This is a genomic window from Neobacillus sp. DY30 (assembly GCF_030123065.1).
In the GTDB taxonomy this organism is placed as follows: domain Bacteria; phylum Bacillota; class Bacilli; order Bacillales; family Cytobacillaceae; genus Neobacillus.
In genome coordinates this window covers 419,955-445,441 of sequence record NZ_CP126093.1, presented here as the reverse complement: position 1 = coordinate 445,441, position 25,487 = coordinate 419,955, and the positions used below count along the sequence as shown (strand labels likewise).

24 protein-coding genes are annotated in these 25,487 nt (G+C 37.4%); 3 read left to right on the top strand and 21 right to left on the bottom strand.

The features are described from left to right. Positions 1 to 241 precede the first annotated feature (241 nt). The 5 genes from QNH29_RS02160 to rlmD form a co-directional block, all read right to left on the bottom strand. Positions 242 to 1,414: a Wadjet anti-phage system protein JetD domain-containing protein gene (locus QNH29_RS02160; RefSeq protein WP_283863228.1), complete on the bottom strand. Its 1,173-nt coding sequence runs from the start codon at positions 1,412 to 1,414 to the stop codon at positions 242 to 244. Next, positions 1,411 to 4,617, bottom strand: coding sequence for an ATP-binding protein (locus QNH29_RS02155; protein WP_283863227.1), 3,207 nt, complete (start codon positions 4,615 to 4,617; stop codon positions 1,411 to 1,413). The genes QNH29_RS02160 and QNH29_RS02155 overlap by 4 nt, the downstream gene beginning before the upstream one ends. After that, positions 4,589 to 5,212, bottom strand: coding sequence for a DUF4194 domain-containing protein (locus QNH29_RS02150; RefSeq protein WP_283863226.1), 624 nt, complete (start codon positions 5,210 to 5,212; stop codon positions 4,589 to 4,591). The genes QNH29_RS02155 and QNH29_RS02150 overlap by 29 nt, the downstream gene beginning before the upstream one ends. Positions 5,213 to 5,217: 5 nt before the next feature. Then, on the bottom strand, positions 5,218 to 6,666 hold the full coding sequence (locus tag QNH29_RS02145; RefSeq protein ID WP_283863225.1) for a Wadjet anti-phage system protein JetA family protein: 1,449 nt from the start codon (positions 6,664 to 6,666) through the stop codon (positions 5,218 to 5,220). A gap of 179 nt (positions 6,667 to 6,845) precedes the next feature. Continuing rightward, positions 6,846 to 8,216, bottom strand: coding sequence for a 23S rRNA (uracil(1939)-C(5))-methyltransferase RlmD (rlmD, locus tag QNH29_RS02140; RefSeq protein ID WP_283863224.1), 1,371 nt, complete (start codon positions 8,214 to 8,216; stop codon positions 6,846 to 6,848). A gap of 212 nt (positions 8,217 to 8,428) precedes the next feature. Between rlmD and QNH29_RS02135 the strand changes: the two genes are divergently transcribed. Next, on the top strand, positions 8,429 to 8,728 hold the full coding sequence (locus tag QNH29_RS02135) for a hypothetical protein (RefSeq protein ID WP_283863223.1): 300 nt from the start codon (positions 8,429 to 8,431) through the stop codon (positions 8,726 to 8,728). A 212-nt stretch (positions 8,729 to 8,940) separates the two neighbouring features. On the opposite strand, the gene QNH29_RS02130 is transcribed toward QNH29_RS02135, so the two are convergent. The 9 genes from QNH29_RS02130 to QNH29_RS02090 form a co-directional block, all read right to left on the bottom strand. Further along, entirely contained in the window at positions 8,941 to 10,407 is a 1,467-nt protein-coding gene (locus QNH29_RS02130) for a nicotinate phosphoribosyltransferase (RefSeq protein ID WP_283863222.1), read from the bottom strand. Positions 10,408 to 10,465: 58 nt separating this feature from the next. Then, positions 10,466 to 11,017 (bottom strand): cysteine hydrolase family protein, encoded by a 552-nt coding sequence (locus QNH29_RS02125; protein WP_283863221.1) that lies wholly within the window; start codon positions 11,015 to 11,017, stop codon positions 10,466 to 10,468. Between the two features lie 101 nt (positions 11,018 to 11,118). Further along, positions 11,119 to 12,060 carry a diacylglycerol kinase gene (locus QNH29_RS02120; RefSeq protein ID WP_283865513.1) on the bottom strand — a complete coding sequence of 314 codons (942 nt, stop codon included), beginning with the start codon at positions 12,058 to 12,060 and terminating at the stop codon, positions 11,119 to 11,121. Between the two features lie 177 nt (positions 12,061 to 12,237). Then, positions 12,238 to 13,149 carry a hypothetical protein gene (locus QNH29_RS02115; protein WP_283863219.1) on the bottom strand — a complete coding sequence of 304 codons (912 nt, stop codon included), beginning with the start codon at positions 13,147 to 13,149 and terminating at the stop codon, positions 12,238 to 12,240. Beyond that, positions 13,146 to 13,238, bottom strand: coding sequence for an LPXTG cell wall anchor domain-containing protein (locus tag QNH29_RS02110; RefSeq protein ID WP_283863217.1), 93 nt, complete (start codon positions 13,236 to 13,238; stop codon positions 13,146 to 13,148). Before QNH29_RS02110 ends, QNH29_RS02115 begins: the two co-directional genes overlap by 4 nt. Beyond that, the gene (locus tag QNH29_RS02105) at positions 13,235 to 14,311 is read right to left on the bottom strand and encodes a hypothetical protein (protein ID WP_283863216.1); all 1,077 of its coding nucleotides are present in this window, start codon (positions 14,309 to 14,311) and stop codon (positions 13,235 to 13,237) included. The genes QNH29_RS02110 and QNH29_RS02105 overlap by 4 nt, the downstream gene beginning before the upstream one ends. Continuing rightward, a complete protein-coding gene (locus QNH29_RS02100; protein WP_283863215.1) occupies positions 14,308 to 14,790 on the bottom strand; it encodes an anti-sigma factor family protein in 483 nt (160 codons plus the stop codon). The genes QNH29_RS02105 and QNH29_RS02100 overlap by 4 nt, the downstream gene beginning before the upstream one ends. Then, positions 14,787 to 15,362, bottom strand: coding sequence for an RNA polymerase sigma factor (locus tag QNH29_RS02095; RefSeq protein WP_283863214.1), 576 nt, complete (start codon positions 15,360 to 15,362; stop codon positions 14,787 to 14,789). The genes QNH29_RS02100 and QNH29_RS02095 overlap by 4 nt, the downstream gene beginning before the upstream one ends. 803 nt (positions 15,363 to 16,165) lie before the next feature. After that, positions 16,166 to 16,948, bottom strand: coding sequence for a class I SAM-dependent methyltransferase (locus QNH29_RS02090; RefSeq protein ID WP_283863213.1), 783 nt, complete (start codon positions 16,946 to 16,948; stop codon positions 16,166 to 16,168). Positions 16,949 to 17,057: 109 nt separating this feature from the next. On the opposite strand from QNH29_RS02090, the gene plsY reads away from it, so the two are divergent. Beyond that, positions 17,058 to 17,684, top strand: coding sequence for a glycerol-3-phosphate 1-O-acyltransferase PlsY (gene plsY / locus QNH29_RS02085; protein ID WP_283863212.1), 627 nt, complete (start codon positions 17,058 to 17,060; stop codon positions 17,682 to 17,684). A 37-nt stretch (positions 17,685 to 17,721) separates the two neighbouring features. Here the strand turns inward: plsY and QNH29_RS02080 are convergent, their stop codons facing one another. After that, positions 17,722 to 18,273: a thioredoxin family protein gene (locus QNH29_RS02080; RefSeq protein WP_283863211.1), complete on the bottom strand. Its 552-nt coding sequence runs from the start codon at positions 18,271 to 18,273 to the stop codon at positions 17,722 to 17,724. 208 nt (positions 18,274 to 18,481) lie between these two features. Here QNH29_RS02080 and putP point away from each other — a divergent pair, with 208 nt between their 5' ends. After that, positions 18,482 to 19,960 carry a sodium/proline symporter PutP gene (putP, locus tag QNH29_RS02075; RefSeq protein ID WP_283863210.1) on the top strand — a complete coding sequence of 493 codons (1,479 nt, stop codon included), beginning with the start codon at positions 18,482 to 18,484 and terminating at the stop codon, positions 19,958 to 19,960. A 524-nt stretch (positions 19,961 to 20,484) separates the two neighbouring features. On the opposite strand, the gene gatB is transcribed toward putP, so the two are convergent. The 6 genes from gatB to QNH29_RS02045 all read right to left on the bottom strand — a co-directional run bounded on the left by gatB (position 20,485) and on the right by QNH29_RS02045 (position 25,480). Continuing rightward, the gene (gatB, locus tag QNH29_RS02070) at positions 20,485 to 21,912 is read right to left on the bottom strand and encodes an Asp-tRNA(Asn)/Glu-tRNA(Gln) amidotransferase subunit GatB (RefSeq protein ID WP_283863209.1); all 1,428 of its coding nucleotides are present in this window, start codon (positions 21,910 to 21,912) and stop codon (positions 20,485 to 20,487) included. A gap of 12 nt (positions 21,913 to 21,924) precedes the next feature. Continuing rightward, positions 21,925 to 23,382, bottom strand: coding sequence for an Asp-tRNA(Asn)/Glu-tRNA(Gln) amidotransferase subunit GatA (gatA, locus tag QNH29_RS02065; protein ID WP_283863208.1), 1,458 nt, complete (start codon positions 23,380 to 23,382; stop codon positions 21,925 to 21,927). Between the two features lie 36 nt (positions 23,383 to 23,418). Continuing rightward, positions 23,419 to 23,712, bottom strand: coding sequence for an Asp-tRNA(Asn)/Glu-tRNA(Gln) amidotransferase subunit GatC (gene gatC / locus QNH29_RS02060; protein WP_283863207.1), 294 nt, complete (start codon positions 23,710 to 23,712; stop codon positions 23,419 to 23,421). Between the two features lie 176 nt (positions 23,713 to 23,888). Continuing rightward, the gene (locus QNH29_RS02055) at positions 23,889 to 24,434 is read right to left on the bottom strand and encodes a hypothetical protein (protein WP_283863206.1); all 546 of its coding nucleotides are present in this window, start codon (positions 24,432 to 24,434) and stop codon (positions 23,889 to 23,891) included. A 261-nt stretch (positions 24,435 to 24,695) separates the two neighbouring features. Beyond that, a complete protein-coding gene (locus QNH29_RS02050; protein WP_283863205.1) occupies positions 24,696 to 25,127 on the bottom strand; it encodes a YueI family protein in 432 nt (143 codons plus the stop codon). Positions 25,128 to 25,216: 89 nt separating this feature from the next. Then, positions 25,217 to 25,480: a hypothetical protein gene (locus QNH29_RS02045; RefSeq protein ID WP_283863204.1), complete on the bottom strand. Its 264-nt coding sequence runs from the start codon at positions 25,478 to 25,480 to the stop codon at positions 25,217 to 25,219. Positions 25,481 to 25,487 lie beyond the last annotated feature (7 nt).

The following is a 25,487-nucleotide window of genomic DNA, read 5'->3' as shown; positions in this document are numbered from 1 at the left end:
CCACCAATATCCATACAAACCTTATTGAGCATCCTCTCAAGATGGATTTTTTCCTCGACATCAGTAACTAGTTCATTTAAACGATTGCATTTATGATGTGCAGGCTGTTAGTGATGATTTTTTCTCCTTGTAATTGTTTTGTATCCGGTGAGAATTTGTTTAACAGGTATTAAACCTGCTAACTCCCTTTACACTTTTATTTGTAATCCTTGATAGAGGAATGATCTTCTATCAAGGTACGTTATACATTTATAGCTTCTTGTTCTAACTTACAATTATTATCAAGCATATATTTAACAACATTACTGTATGGGCCATCAACCAGCATTAGAAGCCTTTTCTTATCGTTTTCTGTTAGCTTTTTCGTGTAATTTCTATATGCTTTTAAAGTCTCAATATCCATTTTATACGGTATGAAACCTATTCCCGTATCATGCTTTAAATGCTCTAATATGTTGAATCCACCAGCATCAATATCACCAAAATGATAAAAAGCTTTCTGTGGATTTTGTTGGTGTAACTTTTTAACAAAATCTCGTCTTACAGAGTTGTGATATCCCCCGAGGTAAATAGCAAACATTTCTTTATCACTGAATGTGTGGAAGCTTGTTAGATTTTCAATGGTAATGACAGCTTTACCTGTAATATCAATTTTATCGATATCTGAAAGCATGATGGATGAGACTGCAAGATCTCCCCTAAAATTAGTTAAGTCAAGCCTCTGTTCCTTTATAGAAATACTTCCTGGACCTTTAAAGTTAACATAAGTGGGGTTTTTAATAATATTTAAATTCCCTAAAACCTTATCTTTCTCAGGAAAGTTCCCGTACTCATATATGAGATTTACCACCTTGCCTGCTATTCTCTCGAAAACTTTAGAATCTTTGAAAACTTTAACAGAAAAATCTCTTACAAATGTCTCTGTGTCAACCTTTAATAATTCATCAACTGCTAATAAGATGTTATCTAATTCAACCAAATCATCATTGAAAAACTGTATGGATTTATTAGAATCAATTCTCTCGTTTTGGGATGTGCAATATAGATTTAGTATCTGATTTCTTTCCTTATAGTTTGCCAATATTTCAAGGATTGAGTTATAGATATCTTTCTTTTCTTGTCTACCGACATATTTATATATATCAGCTAGTTTATCAACATTCAAAGTAACATTACTATATACATGGGCAGAATTCGCTTTTGCAATAACATATGATTTTTTAACAAGAGTATCAATGGAATCATTAAGGGCCACAAATAGCTCATATTCCGAGTGATCATTATATTTAGGAAAGAGAGAAGGAATTTTTATAGTAAATCTTTGATTAACTTTATTATCCCCGGTAAAACTTTTACTTTTCTCATATTTATCTATTAACCTATTAATAATTTCTTTCTCATAATTGCTAATCATAGGTCAAACTCCTCAATTATAGATGTACTTCCTTCTCTCATTGCCATTAAAATAGTATCTACTTTCTCACCTATTATTTCGATTTTTGCAGGTGGTGTTGCCAATATAATTTGAAAGTATTGGTTATTAAAGAAGTCCATCATAGAACTAATCCGATTATCATCCATTTTGTCGAACGCTTCATCCAACATAATAATCCTAATTGTATCCCCAAGCTTATAAAGCTGTACAAAAGACGCTGCTATTGCAACATAATACGGTGTTTGGGTCTCACCACCGCTCTTTTCACCATAGATTTTAGAAAAACGCTGTACAGTACCATCTTTTTTCTCAACAACAATATCATAGTCTAAATAACTGCGGTAATCAGTGTACTCTGCTAGTACTTTTTCTCCCTTATCGTCATATGCAGTCAATTTACCAAACAAATCTTCCATTTCTTCCTTGTATTCCTCTTCAAAGGAATTGGACCATAAGGTATAACCCTCATTATTTTCCTTCGAAGTAATCATTCGATATATACTTTCTTTCTTTTTATTATGCGTAATTTCAAACTTATAACTATCTTCGCCATAGTATATGTCTTTAAGTGAAGTATTTAGATACTTGAATTCTAATTTTGCATTTTCAATGTTTTCTTTCAATCTTGCTAAAAATGATTCTCTGAATTCCAATTCGCAATTTTCCTTAGCTCTTTTTAAATCTTCTTCATATTTAATGATGTCTGATGCTACCAACTTATGATGTTCCTGAATATATTCATTGATTTGGTCATACCCTGTACCAAGGTCACAGTCATATTTACTACAGTAGCTGCTTTGGAGCTTAATCAGCTCGGTACAAAACTCATCTTTCTTATTTTCCAATCCAACTTTAAGTGGTGAGAAATTATGAACTATAGTTGCTGGAGATTTGATTTTTACTTGCTCATTAAACTTATTAATCCCTTGTATAGTAATTTCAGTGTCTTCATCACACAATACTTGGAAATTACTCTCAAGATCTGATATTAAACTTTTGATTTGTTGTATGTTGGTTGTGTTTATATCTAGCGTCTTTTCTGTTTCGGTAACGCTCTTAATTGATGAAGTATGATCTTTATCCTTTTTCTCTACAGCTTTTCTACATTCTTCAATCTGCATTTGTATCTCGATAAAACTAGGATTCGCTTCTGCTTTTTTCAGCTGTAATTCTTCTCTTAAGATCAACTCTTTATACTCTTCTAATCGTCTAGGAGCATCAATATTTTCTTCCAGGTCATCCATTTTACACTGATTTACTTTTTCAATTATTTGCTCAAAAACAATCCCCTTGTTTTCTGCTGTTTTTATGTCCTCATTAAGAGTTTTCAGCTCAGTTTCCCTATTTTTAAGCTGAATTTCATACGCATGTGCGCCTATAAATGGTGTACGATAAATACGCTCATCAATTTTCCGAACAGCGAAGTTTTGATAAAGCATACAATCGGATGTTATTGATACTTTGTTATTTTTCAAGTCCTCTATATGATCACAACGAGTTACTCGATTAAGTAAGTAAATCACATATGCTTTTGCATAACGATTATCACTTCTTACAAGATAGGCTAAAGAATCTTTTTCCGCTACGGCATTAATATCTAGTTTTCCTGTGTTTACAAGACCCACAGTATGAACTTCTTTTTTTATTTTATTATAAACCCTTAAAGCAACTCGATAATGCTGAGGTTCAACAATTATATAAAACCTCTGACTGTTTAAGTAACCTTCCACAGCATTTTGCCACTTGCTATCTGTAATCTCCAGTAAGTCGGAAAATATCCTTACTTCACCACGTATTCCTTGATTAATAAATTCCTTTTCAATTGCGGTTTTCAGTTTTATCGTATTTTCCGGGTATGTCAATTTCTTATTTTTAAGATTCTTTATTTCCTTCTCTAAATTAAGCTTTTGAGCTTTATATTCTTTAAGTAACTCTTTGATTCTAAAATTTTCAGAACTATAATCTTCATATAACTTCTTAAATTCTTTTTTTAGTTTATAGATAATTTCAGCTTTCGCTTCTGTATCTGTATCAACAGACTCTAACCTTAATAATTCTTCTTTTGCCATTATAAAAACTTCATGTTTATTTAGTAAGCTTAAGGCATCAATTACTTTGCTTAACATGGTTTTAAGCTTATTCACCGCTTTTACTTCATTTCCCTTATCTTTCTGTAACATTTGAATTCTATGCTTTGTATCTGTGATAAGTTGTGTTGTTTCATTTTGTCCAAGCGCTATTTGTAAATTAGTTAACCTGTCCCGCTCATTTTCAAGACTTGCTTTTAGAGCCTTTTCTGTCTCACGTTCATTATTTAGCCTTTGAATTAAGGTATGATTTCTTTTTTCCAGTTCTGACCACTCTAGCTTTTTTGCTTCAATCTCAGCTTTTTTTATTAAAATTTCATTGGTCTTTATCTCTCGATCTTTTGAAACAATGTCTTCATTTTTTGATAAAATTATCTCGAGCTCTGATATCTTTTCCTTCGTTGAATCCATCAAATCTTCTAGCTCTTTTAATGCGGCTATATTATTTCTCAAAGTTTCGACTTCTATTGTTTTTTCTGGGAGTATGAATTTATTAATAAAGTCTTTAACATTATCCATAGGTTTAAATGCTAATGATTTAGGTATCATCTCAAAGAACTTATTCTCTAAATTTCCTAATCTTTGCCCAAACCTTGCTTTGGCTTCAGATATCTGAGAAATAAGCTGTATTTTTTTATCATTTCTCCTGAATTCCTCTGTTATAGATGGTCTTCCTCCAGACAAGAATGATAATTCCTCAAGCTTACATTCTTCTCTAAACCATTTTGTCGTAAGTTTACTTTCCTCATCAGGAGAATCTATTTTAACACCTAAAGTAAAATATTTACTTGTTTTTTCCTCATAGAATTCTAGTGCAACATATGTAATTACACTGCCACTTCTGACATAGTTACTACCTTCAATTCCTGTTTTACAACGGACATAGCCCTTTAAATCACGACTGCTTTTCTCATTTGCAGCTGTATTAAACTTACGAGTATTCGTAGTTAAAACTAATTGAATTGCATCTAAAATTGTTGATTTTCCTGCCGTATTTTCACCACTGACTAAAAATGAACCATTGACACTAATGGTTTCATTAACAAAGTAATGCCAATTGATTAATCTAATCCTGCATAGTTTCTTCATCATCATTCTGCTCACCTCCATTCATATATTTATTTAGTTTTTCATTTATAGCATCGTAAAGAAGAGTTAAATTATCATTGGGCACAGCAAATAATACAGACGGATAAATCTTTATTCTTGCATCAGACATCGTAATGTCACTATCAAGATTTGAAATGATATTAAATCTTTTAAACAATCTAATCGTATCTTTAAACATAGTTTTATCTAAGTTTGACTTGGCCTCTATTTTGAGCATATTATACTTTTCATGTATATCATCTGATAAAACTACTACTTCTTCATTTAGACTTAATTCCTTACGTTTTTCTATGTATAAAAGCCTTAGGATTAATAAAATAACACTTTCAATTTTTCTTAGTCTTATCCTCCCAGTTCCAGCAACATTAGTTAGGGCCACAACCCCTTGCATCTCATTAATTTCAATTTTGTAACCTAGTAAATCAAAGTATTCTATGAAAAGCTCTCTATTCTGGACAATAAAAATATAATCATTTCGTGTATCGTCTTTTTTCTTAAGGATAAAGCAATGATTGAGAAGTTTATTAGCAGTCGTTCTAAACTTTTCTTTTTGTATGACACTTTCATTTAATATTTTCATTTTTACTATTCACACCTCTCAATTACAAAATCTGAGAATCGAAAATCATTAACAGTTATAACCTCATTAGTTTGGGTTGTTTTATACATAGACTTTTTGTCTTTTCCATAGAGTCTTATAAAAATTATCCGTATTAAATCTCTCTTAGTATCTAAAGGAAGCGTAGAAGCAAGTACCGCTTGTTTATCCTTTAATAATTCTTCAATATATGTATTAATATTTATTCTAGAAAATCTATTCTTATTTTTTTCATGTAAAGCAAGTTTCCGTCGTTCTCGCTCATCTTCCGAAATCCCCAGCGTAGGGCTAAGTTCTTGTGGCATAGACATTTTCCTTGAAATAGGAACTACATATAGCGAGTCACTATCGATAAATCCTTGTGGGAATATATTAAACACCTCAAGGAGCGTGTCATCCACCTCATCATATAGGTTTATGTTTTCATCACGATTAAATTCATTAGATAAATACGCTAGTATCTTTGAAATCTTACCTTCTGCATTATTTGTATTAGTCAACAGGAACTTTGCTCTTGCCACAGCACTTCCTATGTATTTAGCGTTTTTGTTGTCTATCTCAGAAATAATATCATCATAATTTCTAAAGGCCGAAATAACATTTAGTATCTTTTCTCGCAATGAATCTTCTGCATCTGCTTTTTTTTCTACTTGCTCTATTTCCATATAGCCTAGTACCGCACGCTCGAAAATATTTCTATCGTTCAATATGTTGTAAAGACTCTCAATTATTGACGTTCTAAAATGTGATATATTATCACTTGTTTTAATACGATGATAGGCTTTAGATCCGATATCTTTATGATATACAAAGAAATCCTGTACAATTTCCCCAGCCGTCTTTTCATTTGTAATAGCATCAATATATTTCTTTATATTGGTATTTAGTTTCTTTAGACCTGTTATTAATTCTTCCGTATTTTCTACTACACGTTTTATAATATATTCATAGGGCTTCACATAGGCTTCTTTATTCAAAAGGGTGGCATGTATTTGAGATACTAGACTCTGATATTCCATTTCTTCATTCTTTAATATCTTGTTGAAAGATTCTATCATAGTAGCAGCATAATCAAACAAATTTATCTTTACCTTATAGTCATTGGAAACCTCATACTCAATCCAACCACTTTCCTTCAAGCTACGTAAAATTGCATTTGCTTTTGCTCTAGAATCTTTAGCAATCTCTTCGTTATCGTCAAATATCATATCCTCACTTGATTGATTTTCAAAATAACTTTCTAGTTCTGTAAGTATAACTTCTTTATCAACACCAAACGACAATTCAGTTTTATATGTATTGTATATTAGCCGGATACAATCAATATAAGTTGCTTTATATTTACTAGTTAGTGGTTTGAAAAAATCTTCAGAGATTATGTTAAATAAATTTATAGTAATCACCTCATTAAAACTTGGGAGAAAATTTCCTACCATTTCCTTTTGCTAATTCCATGATATACCAATCCTTTATTGTGGGTCTAGTGAACCGTTAGGATAGAACTATAATGCACTTGTAGTTGGACAAATTTCACTCAAAAAAATAAGTGCCTATGTCACATCCCGGTTTTAGTCGATAAAATGGACAAATTCCAGGTGTACAGGCACTTTTTTATTTATTGGAGGACTATACTAGTGACCACTTCTACGTGCGTCGTCTGCGGAAACATATCAACAGGCTGAACTTCGACCGTTTTATAACCACCATCTTCAAGAATCCGTAAATCACGCGCAAGTGTGGCTGGATTACAGGATACATAAACTACCTTTTTCGGTTTCATTTCAATTATTGTTTGCAAAAACGTTTCGTCACAGCCCTTACGCGGAGGGTCAACAACCAGCACATCCGCCGAATTCCCCTCTTTATACCACTTTGGAATCACAACCTCTGCTTCCCCAGCTGCAAACTCTACATTTGTCATACCATTGATCTCTGCATTCCGTTTCGCATCTTCAATCGCTTCTGGAACAACTTCTACTCCAAAGACCTTCTTTGCCTTTTGCGCTAAAAACAGTGATATTGTTCCGATTCCGCAGTATGCATCGATTACTGAGTCTTGCCCACTTAGCCCTGCATATTCCAGTGCCTTATCATAAAGGACCTTCGTTTGAATAGGATTTACCTGATAGAAAGAAAGAGCTGATATCGCAAACTTAACGTCTCCTATTAAGTCATAGATCACTTCATTACCCCAAAGGATCGTTGTTTTTTCGCCAAGGATTACATTTGTACGCTTTGAATTCACATTATGTACAATTGATTTCACTTTAGGAAGGCGTGCGATTATTTCCTCAACCAATTTGTTTTTGTTTGGAATATCATTCGTTCTGGTAATCAGCACAACCATCAGCTCACCTGTTTGTTGTCCATAACGAGCCATAATATGGCGAAGAATACCTTTATGTGATTCTTCTTGATAGGCAGATATCCCTAATCTGCTGCAAATTTCTTTTACAGCTTTAACTGCCTCATTAATTTCAGGCAGCTGGATTAGACTCTCATCTGTATCCACGATTTCATGACTTCTAGGCTTAAAAAATCCAGCAATCAGCTTACCATCTTTTTCACCGACTGGTACCTGTGCTTTATTTCGATAATGCCATGGGTTGTCCATCCCTAAAATTGGATGAACAATCACGTCCTCTAGTTTTCCAATTCTGGTCAGTACCTGACGCACTTGATTCTCCTTATATTTCAGCTGTCCTTCATAGCTGATGTGTTCTAGCTGACAGCCGCCATACTTGTGTGTCTCGCTGCTAGGAATCTCTACGCGGTATGGACTTTTTTCATAGATTTCAATTAAGCGCCCGAACCCGTAGCCTTTGTTCACTTTTATCACTTTAACCTGCGCCTTTTCACCAGGCAGACCGTTTGGTATGAATAATGGGTAGCCATCCACCTTCGCTACTCCAGTACCATCATGTGTTAAATCCTCAAATACCACATCTATGTAATCATTCTTTTTAACCGGTATTGTTTTTTTCATTATTTACTTCCTTTGCTCCGAATTAACTAGCAAGATTGTATCATAAACCCAGTCTAATTGCGAAATCAGCCATAATTTGATTGTATACCATTTACTATCTGCGTAAAATGTCGGAGCATTTTAATTTAACATTACAACTAATGTGTTTATAATGAAAACAATCCGGTTATAAGGAGGTGGTTACGATCAAGAAGTTAAATATTTTACCCATTGTGTTTCTCCTTACTTTCTTATCCTTCACTGTTCTTCATCATTCTAATGTAATTACGCAATCCCATCATGCCGATAAAGCAGTGCTGATGATTGATGATTCGATTATGAAATCCCAAAACGACGATGATCAAAAGCATTTATTTCATTTACATTTTGTGGGTGTACTTATTCTAATTTCATTAATCGTAGTCATCCTTCAAAAAATCTTTTTAAGGATACACAACAGGATATTCATTTTCCTTACCCCAGTTTTCCATCAATCCAATTATGTGATCTCTCCTCCTCATTTGATAAGCTAGAAACTTACAATAAGGAGGAAAATAAAATGTGGATTCGCTTCTTAATGATTGGAGTATTTTCATTAACAGCAGCAGGAATGCTTACCTATCAAGGTATAGAAATTTACCATGCTTTCATGGATTTCTTTAAAAATAAATAAAAGTTCAGTTTAAATCATGCAAACCTCTTTTTTCATACAAAAGGCACCCACTTAGGGTGCCTTTACATTTACCTATTCTGCCTTCATTTCAGCCACTTTTTCTTTTACTTCTTCTATATTTCTCATTTTGTTATCCCAGCATTTTTGGCTAAGGTCGACTGGATATTCCTCGGGGTTCATCGTACGTTTATATTCATCCCAAAGGGCAGCCAGATTTTGCTTAACATATTCACGTGATTCTTCCAAACATGGCATTTCATAGACAAGCTCACCTTTTGAAAAAATCACTTCATGAAGATCTTTAGCGGTAAAGTTTGTCACAATCTTATTCATGTAAGTATGCGTAGGGTGGAACATTCTCAGGCGCTTTTCTGGCAATTTTTCATCCTCGAGCGCAATGTAGTCTCCTTCAGCATGGTTATTCTTATTATTAATGATACGGTAAATTTTCTTAATCCCAGGAGTCGTCACTTTTACTGGATTGGAAGAGATTTTTATCGTATCCTCCATTTTGCCGTTATCATCTTCTATCGAAACAATCTTATAGACTGCCCCTAATGCTGCCTGTTCATATGCCGTAATCAGTTTAGTCCCAATTCCCCAGCTGTCAATTTTTGCACCCTGTGCTTTCAAGTTGAGAATGGTATACTCGTCGAGGTCACTTGATGCAAAGATTTTTGCATCCTTAAACCCTGCTTCATCGAGCAATTTTCGTGCTTCCTTTGAAAGATAGGCAAGGTCACCGCTGTCCAAACGGATTCCTATAAAGTTGATAGAATCGCCCATTTCTTTGGCCACTTTAATAGCATTTGGAACCCCCAAACGCAGGGTATCATATGTATCAACCAAAAAGACACAATCCTTATGAGACTCAGCATACTTTTTAAATGCGATATATTCGTCCTTATACGCTTGGACCATTGAGTGGGCGTGTGTACCTGAAACGGGAATTTGAAATAATTTACCCGCGCGTACATTACTGGTTCCATCAAAACCTGCTAGGTAAGCCGCTCTTGTACCCCATATAGCAGCGTCCATTTCTTGAGCTCGGCGGGTACCAAATTCCATTGCAATTTCGCTGCCGAGAACCTGCTTAATACGAGAGGCTTTGGTCGCTATTAATGTTTGATAATTAATGATGTTTAATAGTGCCGTTTCAATTAACTGCGCTTCACAAAGCGGGGCATCTACGCTCAAAATCGGCTCATTTCCAAAAACTAACTCGCCTTCTCTCATACAGCGAATGGTACCCGTAAAGCGCAAGTCCCTTAAATATTCTAAAAAGTCATCCTGGTAGCCTACTTCGTTTTTTAAATATTCCAGATCATCATCTGAAAAACGGAAGTTCTGGATAAATTGAATGACTTTTTCCAAGCCAGCGAATACAGCATATCCATTCCCAAAAGGGAGCTTACGGAAAAACAATTCAAACACTGCACGTTTATTATATCTTCCGTCTCTCCAATACGTTTCTACCATATTGATCTGGTATAGATCAGTATGCAGTGCTAAGCTATCATCCTGATAAATGTTTTTCATTCTAACCCTCCGAACAACTACTTTTTCAACATATTTAATAATTTTACCATTATAAAAACTATTTCACCAGCGCTCCAAGTGATTGTTCAAAGTGTCCTAATGCCCATTCATGCCCTTTTTGATTAAATGAAGCAACTGCATCTTCATAAACAACGATTTTAAATCCCTTATTGTAGGCATCTACAGCAGTGTGAAGAACACAAATATCTGTGCAAACCCCAACGAGGTGCAGCTCGGTTATTCCCCGTTCCCGCAGCTTAATTTCAAGGTCGGTGCCAGCGAAAGCGGAGTATCTTGTTTTATCCATGAAATATACGTTTTCGCGCTCTTTATTCTCCTCATATAGAACCTGCAGTCCGCCAAACAAATCTCTTCCTGAAGTACCGCGAATATTATGAGGCGGAAAAAGTTTTGTCTCGGGATGAAAAGAGTCTCCTTTATCATGAACGTCGACCGCAAAAACCACATAGCTGCCGTCTTCGATAAACTCTCGTGTGATATGGACCAGTCTCTCCTCAATTTGCTGCCCCGGCTTCCCGCAGGTTAATGCCCCTGCATCCGCAACAAAGTCATATGTAAAATCAATATTAATGAGTGCCTTTTTTTCCATTCCTCTGCCTCCTCTTTCGTACTTTATTATTTTATTTATTCTGTACCAAAGTTTTTTTTCCTCTAAATAAAAAAGTCCGCTCCTCAATGGAACGAACTTTATCAGCTATATCTCTGTCCCGGTACCCAATCGGTTGGTTTATCGAGTGGACGGATGTCATCAAGGGGAACAAATACTTCCAAATGCCTGTACAAGTTTGCAAACTCTGCAGGCAGTAATCCGCCAAATTCACCATCAAGATTCAATTGTACCTTTTCATTAGAATGTACTTTAATCCGGCTCGCTTTAGCATAAATCACATTGGGATCATTCACATGCTCACCTCGAATGGCCAGCGTTGCAACTCGAATAAACTCCGCCAAGTTAATTTTTTTCAAGATAAGTAATGAAAATAGTCCATCATTAATCGAAGAATCAGGAGCAATCTTTTCAAAGCCGCCGATTGAATTCGTCAGCCCTACAAGGAACAACATCGCTTCCCCTTCAAAAAGCTTGCCATCATACTCGATACTTATATCTGACGCCTTAATCGAAGGGAGCATTTCCATGCCTTTTAGATAGTAGGCAAGCTGCCCAAGCATCGTCTTTAGTTTACTTGGAACTTCGTATGTAAGCTCCGTGATTCTCCCGCCGCCGGCGATATTGATAAAATAACGGTCATTGATTCGACCAATATCCACCGGAATTCGATCACCTTTTGTAATAATATCAACCGCTGCACCAATATCTCTTGGTATATGCAGTGCTCTCGCAAAATCATTTGTTGTACCTGAAGGAATAATACCTAATTTGGGACGGTACTCCTGCTCTGCAAGCCCGTTAACCACTTCATTAATGGTACCGTCACCTCCAGCAGCTATGACAACATCATATTGTCGTTCTACTGCTATCCGAGCGGCAGCCGTCGCATCTCCAGCACCAGTGGTCGCATGACAAGAGGCTTCATATCCGGCAATCTCAAGTTTCTCTAGTATTTCTGCTAGATGGCGTTTAAGAATTTCCCGCCCTGAAGTAGGATTATATATTAACCTTGCTCGTTTCATCATTCATCATCCTATTTTTTGAAATCATTAGATGGCATTGACGGCCCTTCTATATTCTACCAATTTACCCCTTGGCTTACAATTATTAACCCAAGACACAAATATTATTCTGTCCATATCTCTGCCGTCTACTATCATACCTTTTTTTTATTAATTTGCAAAAAGTAAAATGCTGAACTAATTACGATTTAAGCTAACATAATGTGTATTCGAAATGGTAATATGGTACTTACCCTCACCAGACTTGTGTACAGCGTCTACACGGTCACCCAGATTAGGATCACCTTCTTTTGTAATATTCCATGCGCCGTCCGCACCATTAACTCCATCTACGTCAACCGCCTGAACACTCAAGTTGCTCGTTTCAGCAACCTTAATATCTAGTGACGATACACCTTTAATATTCCAATGATTCTCGAGTTCCCTTGGGTTTAACGTAATGTCTGCTCCGGTACTAATTACCTCAAGCTCCACATCCCTAGGAATAAGAATGGTTGAAGCAACTTCACGATGACTATAAAAAGGACCCAATTCGTTCGGAAGTGTCTTAACGTTTATATAAAGAGTATCTCCCTTTCTTTTTGCATACACATAATCATTGGCACTCGCTAAGAGCTTCTCCTTTTTAGCGGTCTGTGTCCTGTAAGTCCCAAACATCGATACCTCTTTTTCTTCAGTTGCTTCAATCGTGGTTTGGTAGGCGACTGTCCTCACGACAACTCGTTTAATCCTATCATCCACTTGATAGGAGAAGTCCGGCAGCTCAAAGGAACGTTCTTCCCTGGCAACCACTTCCTCCACTTTCCCCATAATACCGGTTGCACTAAGAGTAGCAAACAGTATTCCTGCCATTCCGAGCAACCCAACAAAGAGGATACTGACAAAATCATACTTTAAAATTGGCTTCTCCTGTTTCGAGAAGAATAAGTAGAGTAGAATTTCACTCCCAAGAACAATTAATAGTACCGGCCACCATGCCGACATCACATGGACAAGATCCAATCCTAAAAACCTTGAAAGAAACAGGAAGAGACCTAGTAAAAGAAGCGAGGCCCCCATCGAAAACGTACCAACACGCCATGTTCTCATGCCTGTTCCTCCTTTCTTTTTCTAAAAAGGAAGCCAATTCCTGCCCCGATTAAGAGCACCCCTGTAATCGTGTTTTTCCACCTTTTCATGATTTTCTCTCCTCCCTCTTATGCTTGCTGCCGGCCAAAAGCTTAATGCCGCCGCCAATTAACAGCACACATACAATCCCCGTTTGAAAATAACTTTGTACCCAATACATTAAATCTATATTGATCATATTAGACAGCATCGGGGCAAAGACGGGAATGACCACATTCATGAATAGGTAATAGAGCCCCATTACGACTAAACCAATTCCAACCAACTTTTGATGATTAATTAAGTAAGAAATAATTGGAACATCCTCCATTTCTTCCTCACCGTATTTGGATACCTTCTGCATTGCATCAAAGAAGCTATAGAACCAGATAATTGGAATCAGGAACAAAAAGATCCCAAGGCGTAAAATATCTAGAATATAGATGGAAAACAGGAACGCTGCCATTAACTGAATGCCGCGTTTTTGTAATCCTAGATAAAGGTGTCCTGCACCAGGAAAAATCGAAAGGAAGGTAGCAATCGATTTGCTCTTTTTTCCATCTTCTCTCCGTGTTTCAAAATCTTCAAAAATAGTACGGTCAACAAGTTCTTCGCCACGCTGCTTCTTACTTACCTGTTGCACTGCGTCAAAAAACCCGTACACCCAAATGATGGGCAGTCCTAACAAGAACACCATAAACTCACCGCGGCCGCTTAACGCCGTAACAAAGATCACCATCACAGCCAGCCCTAAGAAAGCTGCTAACAATGTTAAACCGCGATTCATTAGCCCAAGCTGGAAATGGCCGAGACCTGGTACAAACGACAACGCAATTGTATAGAACCTTTCAGACTCTTGTGTTACTACTGAATTAGGAACATCAGGATTGGCAGCTTTTAACGATTTCTTTTGTTTAGAGATTTGCACCCCCATATCAATAAAGCTTACCAAGTAAATAAAGATACCTATCATAAAGAACAATACTGCTAATTGCCCATTGTTGCCCATCAGCCAGATCACCGTACAGAAAGCTAAACTAACTACAGACAATAGATAAAAAACTCCCCGAAACATATTGCCGAAATATATATGACCGAGGCCAGGAAATAACGATAGAGTTAACGCCTTCGTAGAACTTTTCATTTTTTATTTGCCTCCTTTTTCTCTAAAGAATCCATCCATGCAAATGTTTTATCAATAACACCCTCTGTAACCGTAGGCTTTTTTTCCTTACTATACTGCGGTGCCTCTATAGCACCTGCATAGGCAGCAAGTGATTGGAACACTCCTGAAAAAGTAAGCAATAATGTTGCAGCAGCTGCAATGAAATAGTGAAAAGCGGCCTGTTGATAGAAAGGCTTTTTCTTTTTTACAGACTGTTTCACCACTGGCGGTTGTTCATTGAATTCTTTTTGTTTAGAAACCTCCGCCATTACCAGGTCTGTAAAGCTGTTCTCATCTGAAAGAACTGGAAGTGATGATTCATGTTCTGAGACAGCTAATAGGTAATGTTCAAGACATTGATCACAAGTATATAGATGACTTTCAAGTTCCTCTCGGGTCTTCCCGCTAACTTCGTCTCTTACATAGCTCAACCACTCATCATAACGAAAATGCTTCATGAAAAATCGTCCTCCTTCCAATTCTTTTTCATCCATACACGTGCCCTATAAAGCTTTGTTTCAATTGTTTTTACCTGAACATTCTGTTCTTCAGCCATCTGCTGATAACTTTTTTCCGCTATATAGAAACCATAGATGACATCCCGATAATTCTCAGGAAGCTCATTAAGTCTATTTCGTACAAGCTTTCGTCTTTCATTAACAATTATTTCTTTCTCAACCCCATCCTTTGGAGTGCCCAGCACCTCCTGCTCCAATGCCTCCATCACTTCTTCTTTTCTTCGTGCTTGCCTTCTTTTTATATCGATTGCATGATTAACAGCTATCCTAGTCATCCAAGTCTTAAAGCCTTGATTCTCATATTGGGAGAGAGAGGAATAAATCTTCATAAATACTTCTTGAGCGGCATCCTCTGCTTCCTTTTGATCACGAAGTACAGCATAGACGGTCCGGAACACGTCATTACGGTACTTCTCAACCAAAAGCCTGAAGGCATGGTCACTGCCGTCCATCACATTTTGTATTAAAGCTGAATCACTAATCGCACTCTCCCCCTTTCTCCTGACCTTCACCTTAATAGACGAGATGATTGTTACAAACCCTACACTTTTTTTAAAAATATTTTTGATTCCAGATAAAATAGTAGCATAAAAGGCTCTGTTAATGGATTTATGTTATAGGGACTATTAAAAAGGCTTCTTTCTAATCAAAATAACCGAGAGATTACTTCAGACATATTATGACAGCTTTACCAAATGAAAGGTCAATACTTGTGATTTGTCCTCAAGATCCTCGTTTAAGGACAAACCTTTCTAACATCTCGTCCGATTTGTCCTTCAGACCCTCGATGAAGGACAAATCTTTCTGACACCTCGTGCGATTTGTCCTTAAGACCCCCGATGAAGGACAAATCTTTCTGATATCTCGTCCGATTTGTCCTTAAGATCCTCGATGAAGGACAAATCTTTCTGATATCTCGTCCGATTTGTCCTTAAGACCCTCGATGAAGGACAAATCTTTCTGATATCTCGTCCGATTTGTCCTTAAGATCCTCGATGAAGGACAAATCTTTCTGATATCTCGTCCGATTTGTCCTTAAGACCCTCGATGAAGGACAAATCTTTCTGATATCTCATGCGATTTGTCCTTAAGGCCCTCGATGAAGGACAAATCTTTCTGATATCTCATGCGATTTGTCCTTAAGGCCCTCTACTTAGGACTAATCTTCATGGCCATATTTAGAAGAAGCCTTTTGCAACCGAGTCCGATCATCTGCGTTTTAAAACTTCTAAAATTATTGTTCTGTTGGAGAGTACCAACCAATGAAAAAACAACATTAAAAAACGTGCGGTAGACTCGCACGTTTTAGGGATATCTATTCTTGAAGTCTTAATATACAAACATTACATTCGTGTGGAATTACGAACGTTTCATTGTCGGATAAGGATTCAGTTAAATCCTGCAGCGCCTTATTCCTAATATCCTTTTCCAATCCAGCAAGCCAGGAGATGGATTCCATTCTTTCTATCCATGTCTCTTTTGTAAAGGCAACATTATAGTTAAGTTTATATAAATCCCTTAACTCGAACCCATTCGTTTGCCATTCTTCGAACCACTCTGCCGGAAAGCCGTTAATCCGCTGACTAGCCTCTGCTTTTGTCCCTGCCGGTTTAAGTCCTCCACTTACATACCTTGATAGCACTTCAAACGTCTTTTCAACAACTGGTGTTCCTGAAAGAAAACCGGAATCTATAACAATCAACTTCCCTTTTGCCTTTAATATTCGCTTCAATTCTGACATTGCCGCATCACGGTCAAACCAGTGCCAGGCACGCATAACCGTTACGATATCAAACTTAGAATCATCTAATCCAGTATTCTCAGAAGTACCTTGCAGATAGGGAATGGTATAACTTTTCGACTTATTAAACGCCACTGCATGTTGTAGTAATTCTTTTGATGGATCTACCCCTGTAACATCTGCTTTCCTCATAGCGATTTTCCTTGTTAAGGCTCCAGTGCCACAGCCAATATCCGCAACTTTTCTTCCATCAAAAAAAATACCCCGGACATAAAGGCTATCCATTAAACTTACTGGAATATCTTCTCTTGCCTTTGCATAACTTGTAGCAACTTGGCCAAAATCTATCTGTTCCATTCTAGTCGCCCCTTTAATATTTCCTAATTCAGGAATTATTAAAATCATACCATTGAAGTATGGTAAAATGCTATTGTAATAGAAGATATTCTGACAAAGGAATGATGAAATGCTCTGGTTGTTGCTCCTTTCCTCCTATTTAATTGGAAGCATTCCGACTGCGCTAATTGTGGGCAAGCTGGTTTACGGAATTGATATTCGTGACCATGGAAGCAAAAATCCCGGTGCCACTAACACGTTAAGGGTTCTCGGCAAAGGTTCTGCGATTATCGTGGTACTGGTCGATATAGGTAAAGGTGCACTCGCGGCCTACCTTCCTATATACTTTCACCTTGATGTTGAACCACTTTACTTTGGTCTGTTGGCAGTAATCGGACATTGTTTTCCTATATTTGCTGGTTTTCGCGGGGGCAAAGCCATCGCCACCACTGCTGGAACCTTGGCCGTTGCAAGCTTTCCATTGCTTTTAGTTAGCTATATTACATTCTTTTTTGTTATTTTTTTAACTAAGTATGTATTTTTAGGCTCCATCTCAGTTGGTGTCAGCCTGATGATTTATTCTTATACCTCAACTGGAATTGATTTTGAAATTATTTTCTTATTTTTTACTTTATTTCTAATTTATCTTCACCGCTCAAATATTCGAAATCTCATCCTAGGAATTGAACCGAAAATAAATGATAAAAATTTAATTAATGACCGCATTCCACCTAAAAACGGTAACTTGAGAATGTAATAAAAATCCCTGGCGATTAGCCAGGGATCTTTCATTTTTACAATAAGACGGTCATAATACTGTTTGCAACTGTTTGCCAAATAGAAGAGTCCGTCTGATAAGATTGACCAAGACGCTTATACAATGCCATCTGCTTCTCTTGGAAATCCGGAGCATCTTTATCAGGCAGTTCTGCACGGCCCTTTTCCACTAGAGCTTGCATTTCAGGTGCTCGTGGTCCCCATACTCCAACTTCATTTCCTTCTTGATCAATGAAAATAATAATAGGAATTGCTCTAGAGGTGCCATTCGTTAAATATTGGTCCATAAGTTCAAGGTTCTGATCTCGTAGAACAAACCGGACCTCCATGCCAGCAGCTTCTGCTAATCTAAGCAATACTGGATTGTTTAGCATGGCGTCACCGCACCAATCCTCTGTCAGTACAATAGCTCGTAATTTCTTTGACTGGATTGCTTCGAGTTTCTGTTTATCTCCTTCTGTTAACTCAAAGCGATCATAAATAGAAGTCATTTCTTCTTTATTTCGAGTCATTGAACTTATGTACTCATCTTTCGTTAACCCTTTTTGAAACCAAGAATTTAATTGCAAATCAAACACTCCCTTCTATTTCTTTTATCATAGCCCTTCCATTTCTTCGATACAAATGAAAGGATTCACTACTATTCTAAAAGCAGTTTACCCTATTTTACGAAAGTAAAAAAATACTAGTGGATATCGCTTTCACTAGTTGATAGAATATTTTATATATAAAAAAGATTATTTTATTTTTTTCTAAGATAACAAAGGGGGAAAAAGTATGTCCACTGAAACACTTCAGCTTGTATCGATTGGAATTTACATCGCAATGATGCTTTTCATCGGTTGGTATTCTTATCGCAAAACAAGCAATTTAACGGATTACATGCTAGGGGGAAGATCCTTAGGACCCGCTGTAACTGCCTTAAGTGCTGGGGCTGCAGACATGAGCGGCTGGTTATTAATGGGATTGCCTGGGGGTATTTATGTGACCGGTTTAGCGGATGCCTGGATTGCCATTGGTTTAACAATTGGCGCTTACCTTAACTGGTTATTGGTTGCACCTCGGCTGCGCTCTTATACACAGGTTGCCAATGATTCTATTACAATTCCAAGCTATCTTGAAAATCGATTTAAAGATGACACGAAACTACTCCGAATTGTATCTGGTATCGTTATACTCATATTCTTTACTTTTTATGTTTCTTCGGGGATGGTTTCAGGTGCCGTCTTTTTTGAAAGTTCATTCGGCACAAGCTACCATACAGGTCTTTATATCGTTGGCGGCGTTGTCGTTGCCTATACTTTATTTGGCGGCTTTTTAGCAGTAAGTTATACGGACTTTATCCAAGGATTAATGATGCTTATTGCCCTTTTACTTATTCCGGCAATTGGAATCTTTAGTACTGGTGGTCCTAGCGAAACGTTTGATACCATCAGAGCAATCGATCCTTCTAAACTTGATTTATTAAAAGGAACGACCTTTTTAGGTATTGTTTCTGCAATGGCGTGGGGACTTGGGTATTTTGGCCAGCCGCATATCATCGTCCGCTTTATGGCAATCAAAACGATTAATGAAACAAAAAGTGCCCGTCGTATTGGTATGAGCTGGATGATTATTTCGCTTATTGGTACAATCTTTACAGGATTAATCGGAATAGCCTACTTTCATCAGAATCCGCAGCATGTATTGGAAAATCCTGAAGCCGTTTTTATTGAATTAAGTCAAATTTTGTTTCATCCATTGTTTGCAGGTTTTGCATTAGCTGCTATTCTTGCTGCGATAATGAGTACGATTTCTTCTCAATTAATCGTTACTTCTAGTGCACTTGTAGAAGATTTATATAAAGTGGTTATGAACAAAAATGCAAGTGATAAGCATCTAGTATTCTTAGGTAGAATGGCCGTTCTCCTTGTTGCTGTGGTTGCAGCAGCACTTGCTTTCAAACAAAACAGCACGATATTAGACCTAGTTGCCTATGCATGGGCAGGCTTCGGTGCCGCTTTCGGACCAATCATTCTCTTAAGTCTATTCTGGAAAAAGATTACGAATTGGGGAGCCCTTTTCGGAATGATTGTCGGTGCTGTAACAGTTATTGTTTGGAAAAACGTTGGACTTGGCGAAACACTTTATGAAATCGTTCCTGGATTTGTTTTTAACTTAGTTGTTGCTGTAATCGTAAGCTTAGTCACATATAAGAAAAATGAAGACATTGAAAAAGAGTTTGATGAAAGTGTACGTTTATTAAAACAAAAATAAGTCATGAAGAAAACGCTCGTAATTGTTCGAGCGTTTTTCTATTGGGGTATTCAGCAAATTTCTCCTTTTCCCATTACACAAACGTTTGATTAAAATGGACTTTAACCTTTGTTTTAAAAGAGTTTTTCTTTAAAAAAGGGGGGAATTCTGTCGACTAAACAATCGTTTGATTAGAATTAGAATAAACCCTTATAACCACTTACTTTCTATAGCTTTTTTCATGAATTTATTGTCACTTTTTATATTATTATTTCCTGAAATCTGATCATTTTGAAATTCACTCAACTACTCGACAAAAAACCACTCAAATTATACTAATTAAACGTTTAATTAAAATGATTTTCAAGCCTATTGCAAAAGGCTTTATTTCCAAAAAAGGGTAGATTTTTGTCGTCTAATCAAACGTTTAATTAGTTTTGCTTAAAGCCTTAGGAAATAAAGCTTTTTCCCAGGAAATGATGCGGAATAAGTCGATGATTGATTCGACAAAAAAACAGACAGAGTAGAATCTGCCTGTTTGCCGTTTATCGTTTGCCTAATTCCTGCTGCAATAATTGATTTACCATTTGTGGGTTTGCCTGTCCCTTTGTAGCCTTCATTAGCTGCCCAACAAGGAAACCTACTGCCTTATTTTTACCATTTTTAAAATCTTCAACGGATTGTGGATTTGCATCGAGAACTTCGGAAATGATTTTCAACAATGTTCCCTCATCTGAAATTTGTACGAGCCCTTTTTCTTTAACAATTTTCTCAGCATCTCCGCCGTTTTCAATCAACTCATTAAAAACGGTTTTAGCAATTTTTGAAGAAATCGTTCCGTTTGTAATGAGCTTAATCATACTTGCTAAGCTTTTAGGTGTTAAGGCAATTTGATGAAGTTCTTTTCCTTCTGAATTCAGGTAAGCAGATACATCTCCCATAATCCAGTTCGAAGCTAATTTCGCCTCTGCACCAGCAGCTACTGTACCTTCAAAGAAATCAGCCATTTCTTTCGTTACCGTTAAAACCTTGGCGTCATAAACAGGTAAGCCTAGCTCTTCTACATAGCGCTTTTGGCGCTGATCTGGAAGCTCTGGTATTTCAGTGGCTATTCTTGCTTTCCATTCCTCATCAATATAAATATCTAGTAAATCTGGTTCAGGGAAGTAACGATAATCATCGGACCCTTCTTTTACACGCATAAGCAGTGTAGCGCCAGTCGCTTCATCAAATCGACGTGTCTCCTGATCGATTTTTCCGCCGTTAGAGACAACTTCACGCTGTCTTTTCTCTTCAAATTCAAGCCCTTTTCGAACAAAATTGAACGAGTTTAAGTTCTTTAATTCTGTCTTCGTTCCAAACTCTTTTTGTCCAACCGGACGAATGGATATATTGGCGTCGCAACGGAGAGAGCCTTCTTCCATCTTACAATCTGATACTCCCGTATATTGAATAATCGATTTTAATTTTTCTAGATAAGCATAGGCCTCATCAGGTGTACGGATATCAGGTTCAGATACGATTTCTACAAGCGGTGTTCCCTGACGGTTGTAGTCGACTAGTGAATATCCATTCCCGTGACTTAGTTTCCCGGCGTCTTCTTCTAAGTGAATCCTTGTGATTCCAATTCGTTTTGTATAGCCATTTACTTCAATTTCAATCCAGCCATGCTCCCCAATTGGCTTATCGAATTGAGAAATCTGATAGGCCTTTGGATTATCTGGATAGAAATAGTTCTTACGGTCAAATTTTGTATGAGTGGCAACTTGGCAATTTAAGGCCATGGCTGCCTTCATTCCGAATTCAACCGCTTTTTTATTTAAGACCGGCAGCACACCGGGATATCCAAGATCAATGACACTTGTATTTGTATTTGGCTCAGCCCCGAAATGGTTTGGGCTAGCTGAAAAGATCTTCGAATCTGTTTTCAACTCCACATGAACTTCAAGACCAATTACTGTTTCAAACTCCATTTTATTCACCTCCTATAGTCCTGGCTTTTGTTTATGATAATCTGTTGCCTGTTCAAATGCATGTGCGACACGGTAAATGGTCGCCTCATCAAAATGCTTGCCGATGATTTGTAAACCTAGCGGCAATCCATGATCAAATCCACACGGTACAGAGATTCCTGGTACTCCAGCTAAGTTTACAGGAATCGTTAAAATATCATTCACATACATGGTCAATGGATCATCTATATTTTCCCCGATTTTAAAGGCAGGTGTTGGAGTCGTTGGACCAATGATGACATCATATTTTTCAAAAACATCTTCGAAATCCTTCTTAATTAAGGTACGGACTTGCTGTGCCTTTTTATAGTAGGCATCGTAATAACCTGAACTTAATGCAAAGGTACCGAGCATGATACGGCGTTTTACTTCATCCCCAAAACCTTCCGATCTTGATTTCTTGTATAAATCAAGTAAATTATCCGCATTTGGTGTCCGGTAACCATAACGAACGCCGTCAAAACGGGCTAAATTGGCAGACGCCTCCGAAGATGAAAGCAAATAGTAGGCTGCTAATGCATATTTAGAGTGAGGTAAGGAAACCTCTTCCCAAACAGCCCCTTGCTTTTCAAGAACTTTTAATGCATCGAGCACCGACTGACGAACACTTTCATTCACACCCTCGCCAAGATACTCTTTTGGTACAGCTATTTTTAGCCCTTTAACATCACCGTTTAGAGCAGACACAAAATTCGGTACCTGAACATTTGCAGATGTAGAATCCATTGGGTCTAATCCAGATATAGCTTGCAGGAGATAGGCATTATCTTCAACTGTTCTGGTAATAGGACCAATTTGATCTAGGGACGATGCAAATGCCACTAGTCCAAAGCGGGATACTCGTCCATATGTCGGCTTTAACCCTACTACCCCGCAAAAAGCTGCTGGCTGCCTGATGGATCCCCCTGTATCGGAACCAAGTGAAAATAGAACTTCTCCTGCCGCAACGGAAGCAGCAGAGCCGCCTGATGAACCGCCTGGTACCCTATCTAAGTCCCAAGGATTGCGAGTCTTTTGATAGTGAGAATTTTCGTTTGAAGAGCCCATTGCGAACTCATCCATGTTTAACTTACCAATTGTTATTGTTTCTTGCTGCTGAAGTTTCTGAACAACAGTAGCATCATAAATGGGATTAAAATTTTCTAGAATCTTACTAGCACAGGTGGTCCGAAGTCCTTTAGTGACAATATTATCCTTTACTCCAATTGGCATCCCAAATAACAAACCCTTTTGGGAGTCAGTGGCAAGCTTGTCATCAAGGGAACTGGCTGTTTGCCGGGCTCTCTCTTCGTCCAATGTTAAAAATGCCTGAACTTTTCCTTCTACTTGGGTAATACGTTTATAAGACTCTTCTACAAGATCAGTAACCTTTAATTCCTTTTTATGTAAAAGTTCATGAAGATCTGAAACTTTATAATCAAATAAGCTCATGTTTTCCCTCCTTTAGTTAGCTCCTTCGGCTAGGATTTACTCCCCTATAATCGCTGGAACTTTAATTTGGCCATCCTGATGGTCAGGTGCATTTTTTAATACTTCTTCACGAGGCAATCCCGTTTCCTTAATGTCCTCACGGAATACATTTTTCATATCGAGCACATGGTAAGTAGGTTCAATATTTGTCGTATCCAGCTCGTTTAACTGTTCTGCGAATGTAATAATCGCGTCAAGTTGCTTTGTGAAGATTTCAGCTTCATCCTCCGTTATTGCTAACCTTGCAAGGTTGGCAACATGCTTAACCTGCTCGTTTGAAATTCGTGTCATTTTATATCCTCCAATCCCTTTTGGTCTTAGTTAATTTATTATTGATAATACCAGACTTTTCCGCTTTACCGCAATAATTGCTTTATCAGTATAGACAGGTTAAGTGTTTTTAGATTGGTAAGCACAAAAAACAGGAGCATTTTGCTCCTGTTGTTTTCGCTCTAATTATGTATTGATTATTGTTGCGGAATAACCTCTCCATTACTATTTAATGCTCTAACCTTTGGACGGAAGCCAAGTCCCACATAGTACCGTTTTCCATCTTTCTTAATCATCTTTGCTTTTTTATAATCTTCAGTATCCTGATAGGCTATTTCAATGGTAGTTATGTTTTCATTATTGATTTCTCCAAATACTACGTATATATCTTTAAGAACATTTCCTTTTTCATCATACTTTGTGTAATTTTCATGGTAAATGGAATAGGTTTCGCTCTCTGCATGTTCCCAGCCATTTGGACCATCATTTTTCCATCCCTTTTCATCATTCCCCTCGAAAAAAGAGACACCCAGAACCGGCTCTTTTATATGTTCTACTTCTTTTCCTTCGGCTTTGGTAGTGTATAGAACAATCGTGATACCATTGCTTTTCGTCTTGTACAAAACATCTTGGACTTCAAATGGAATCGTTTCAGCAATCGCCTTTTCCAGCGTTGGATATTTGCATCCCGTAAGAATAAGCATTAAAACAATCGTGATAAAAAGAACCTTACCTTTTCTCATAATTCTCCTCCTAGACTTGGTCAGAGTTTAGTAATCTAGTAATCTCTTGTGAAAAGTACAGGGACTTTATCCCGATACCTTACCTGACCATTTTTCCTTTCGTTTCCATTATGAGTTCTCCTGTCCCCCTTATAAATGGATCTAATTTTATAATATTCTAATTTTCCGTTTAATTCCAGTTATACCCAAATATTAGTCCAACTCGATTAACCTTAAAAATAGTAAAAAGCAGTCCTATTGACTGCTTTTGCTTTTTGGCTATTATCTTTTAAATAACTTCGCAAATAGACCTTTACTTTTTGGGGGTTCCGGCTGACTGATTTCTTTTTTGGTGATGTAAATATCTTCTTTATCAATTGCATGGTCCATTGCGAGCAATAGGCCTATATCCGTATCGCGTTCCTTATTGGTTACAATCTTATGTTCAATCTTGTGTTTAGCCGCCAACTTTACATATTTTGATAAAGCTGCGTACTCGATATTTCCATTTAATAAGAGATTCGCCTGGGGATTTTTTTTCATTTCCCTCTCTACTTGAGGATATATCATTGTTTCCGCCACTTGGTTTTTCTTAAGAGCAAGAATAATGCGTTCTCGTAATGTTCCTAAAAATTCTCGTCTTTCATCCGGCTTCGTTTCCAAAGGACCATGAATCCCCTGTTGAAGGACTTCCTCCACACTCTGCTTTTTCAACTAGATCAACTCCATTAAAAGGGCTATTATTATGTATGATAATACCCTAAAAAGTGTTCGTTTCCAAAAGGGGGTGTTTGGTGTATGGATTATTTGAGTTTTTTTGTTATCCACCAGTGTTTTCCGCCATGCGCCAGTGTTCCTCGGTCATCCGCCAGTGTTCCTCGGTCATCCGCCAGTATTTCTCGCCATGCGCCAGTGTTTCTCGCTATCCGCCAGTATTTCTCGCCATGCGCCAGTATTTCTCGCCATCCGCCAGTGTTTCTCGTTATCCGCCAGTATTTCTCGCCATGCGCCAGTATTTCTCGCCATCCGCCAGTGTTTCTCGCCATCCGCCAGTGTTCCTCGGTCATCCGCCAG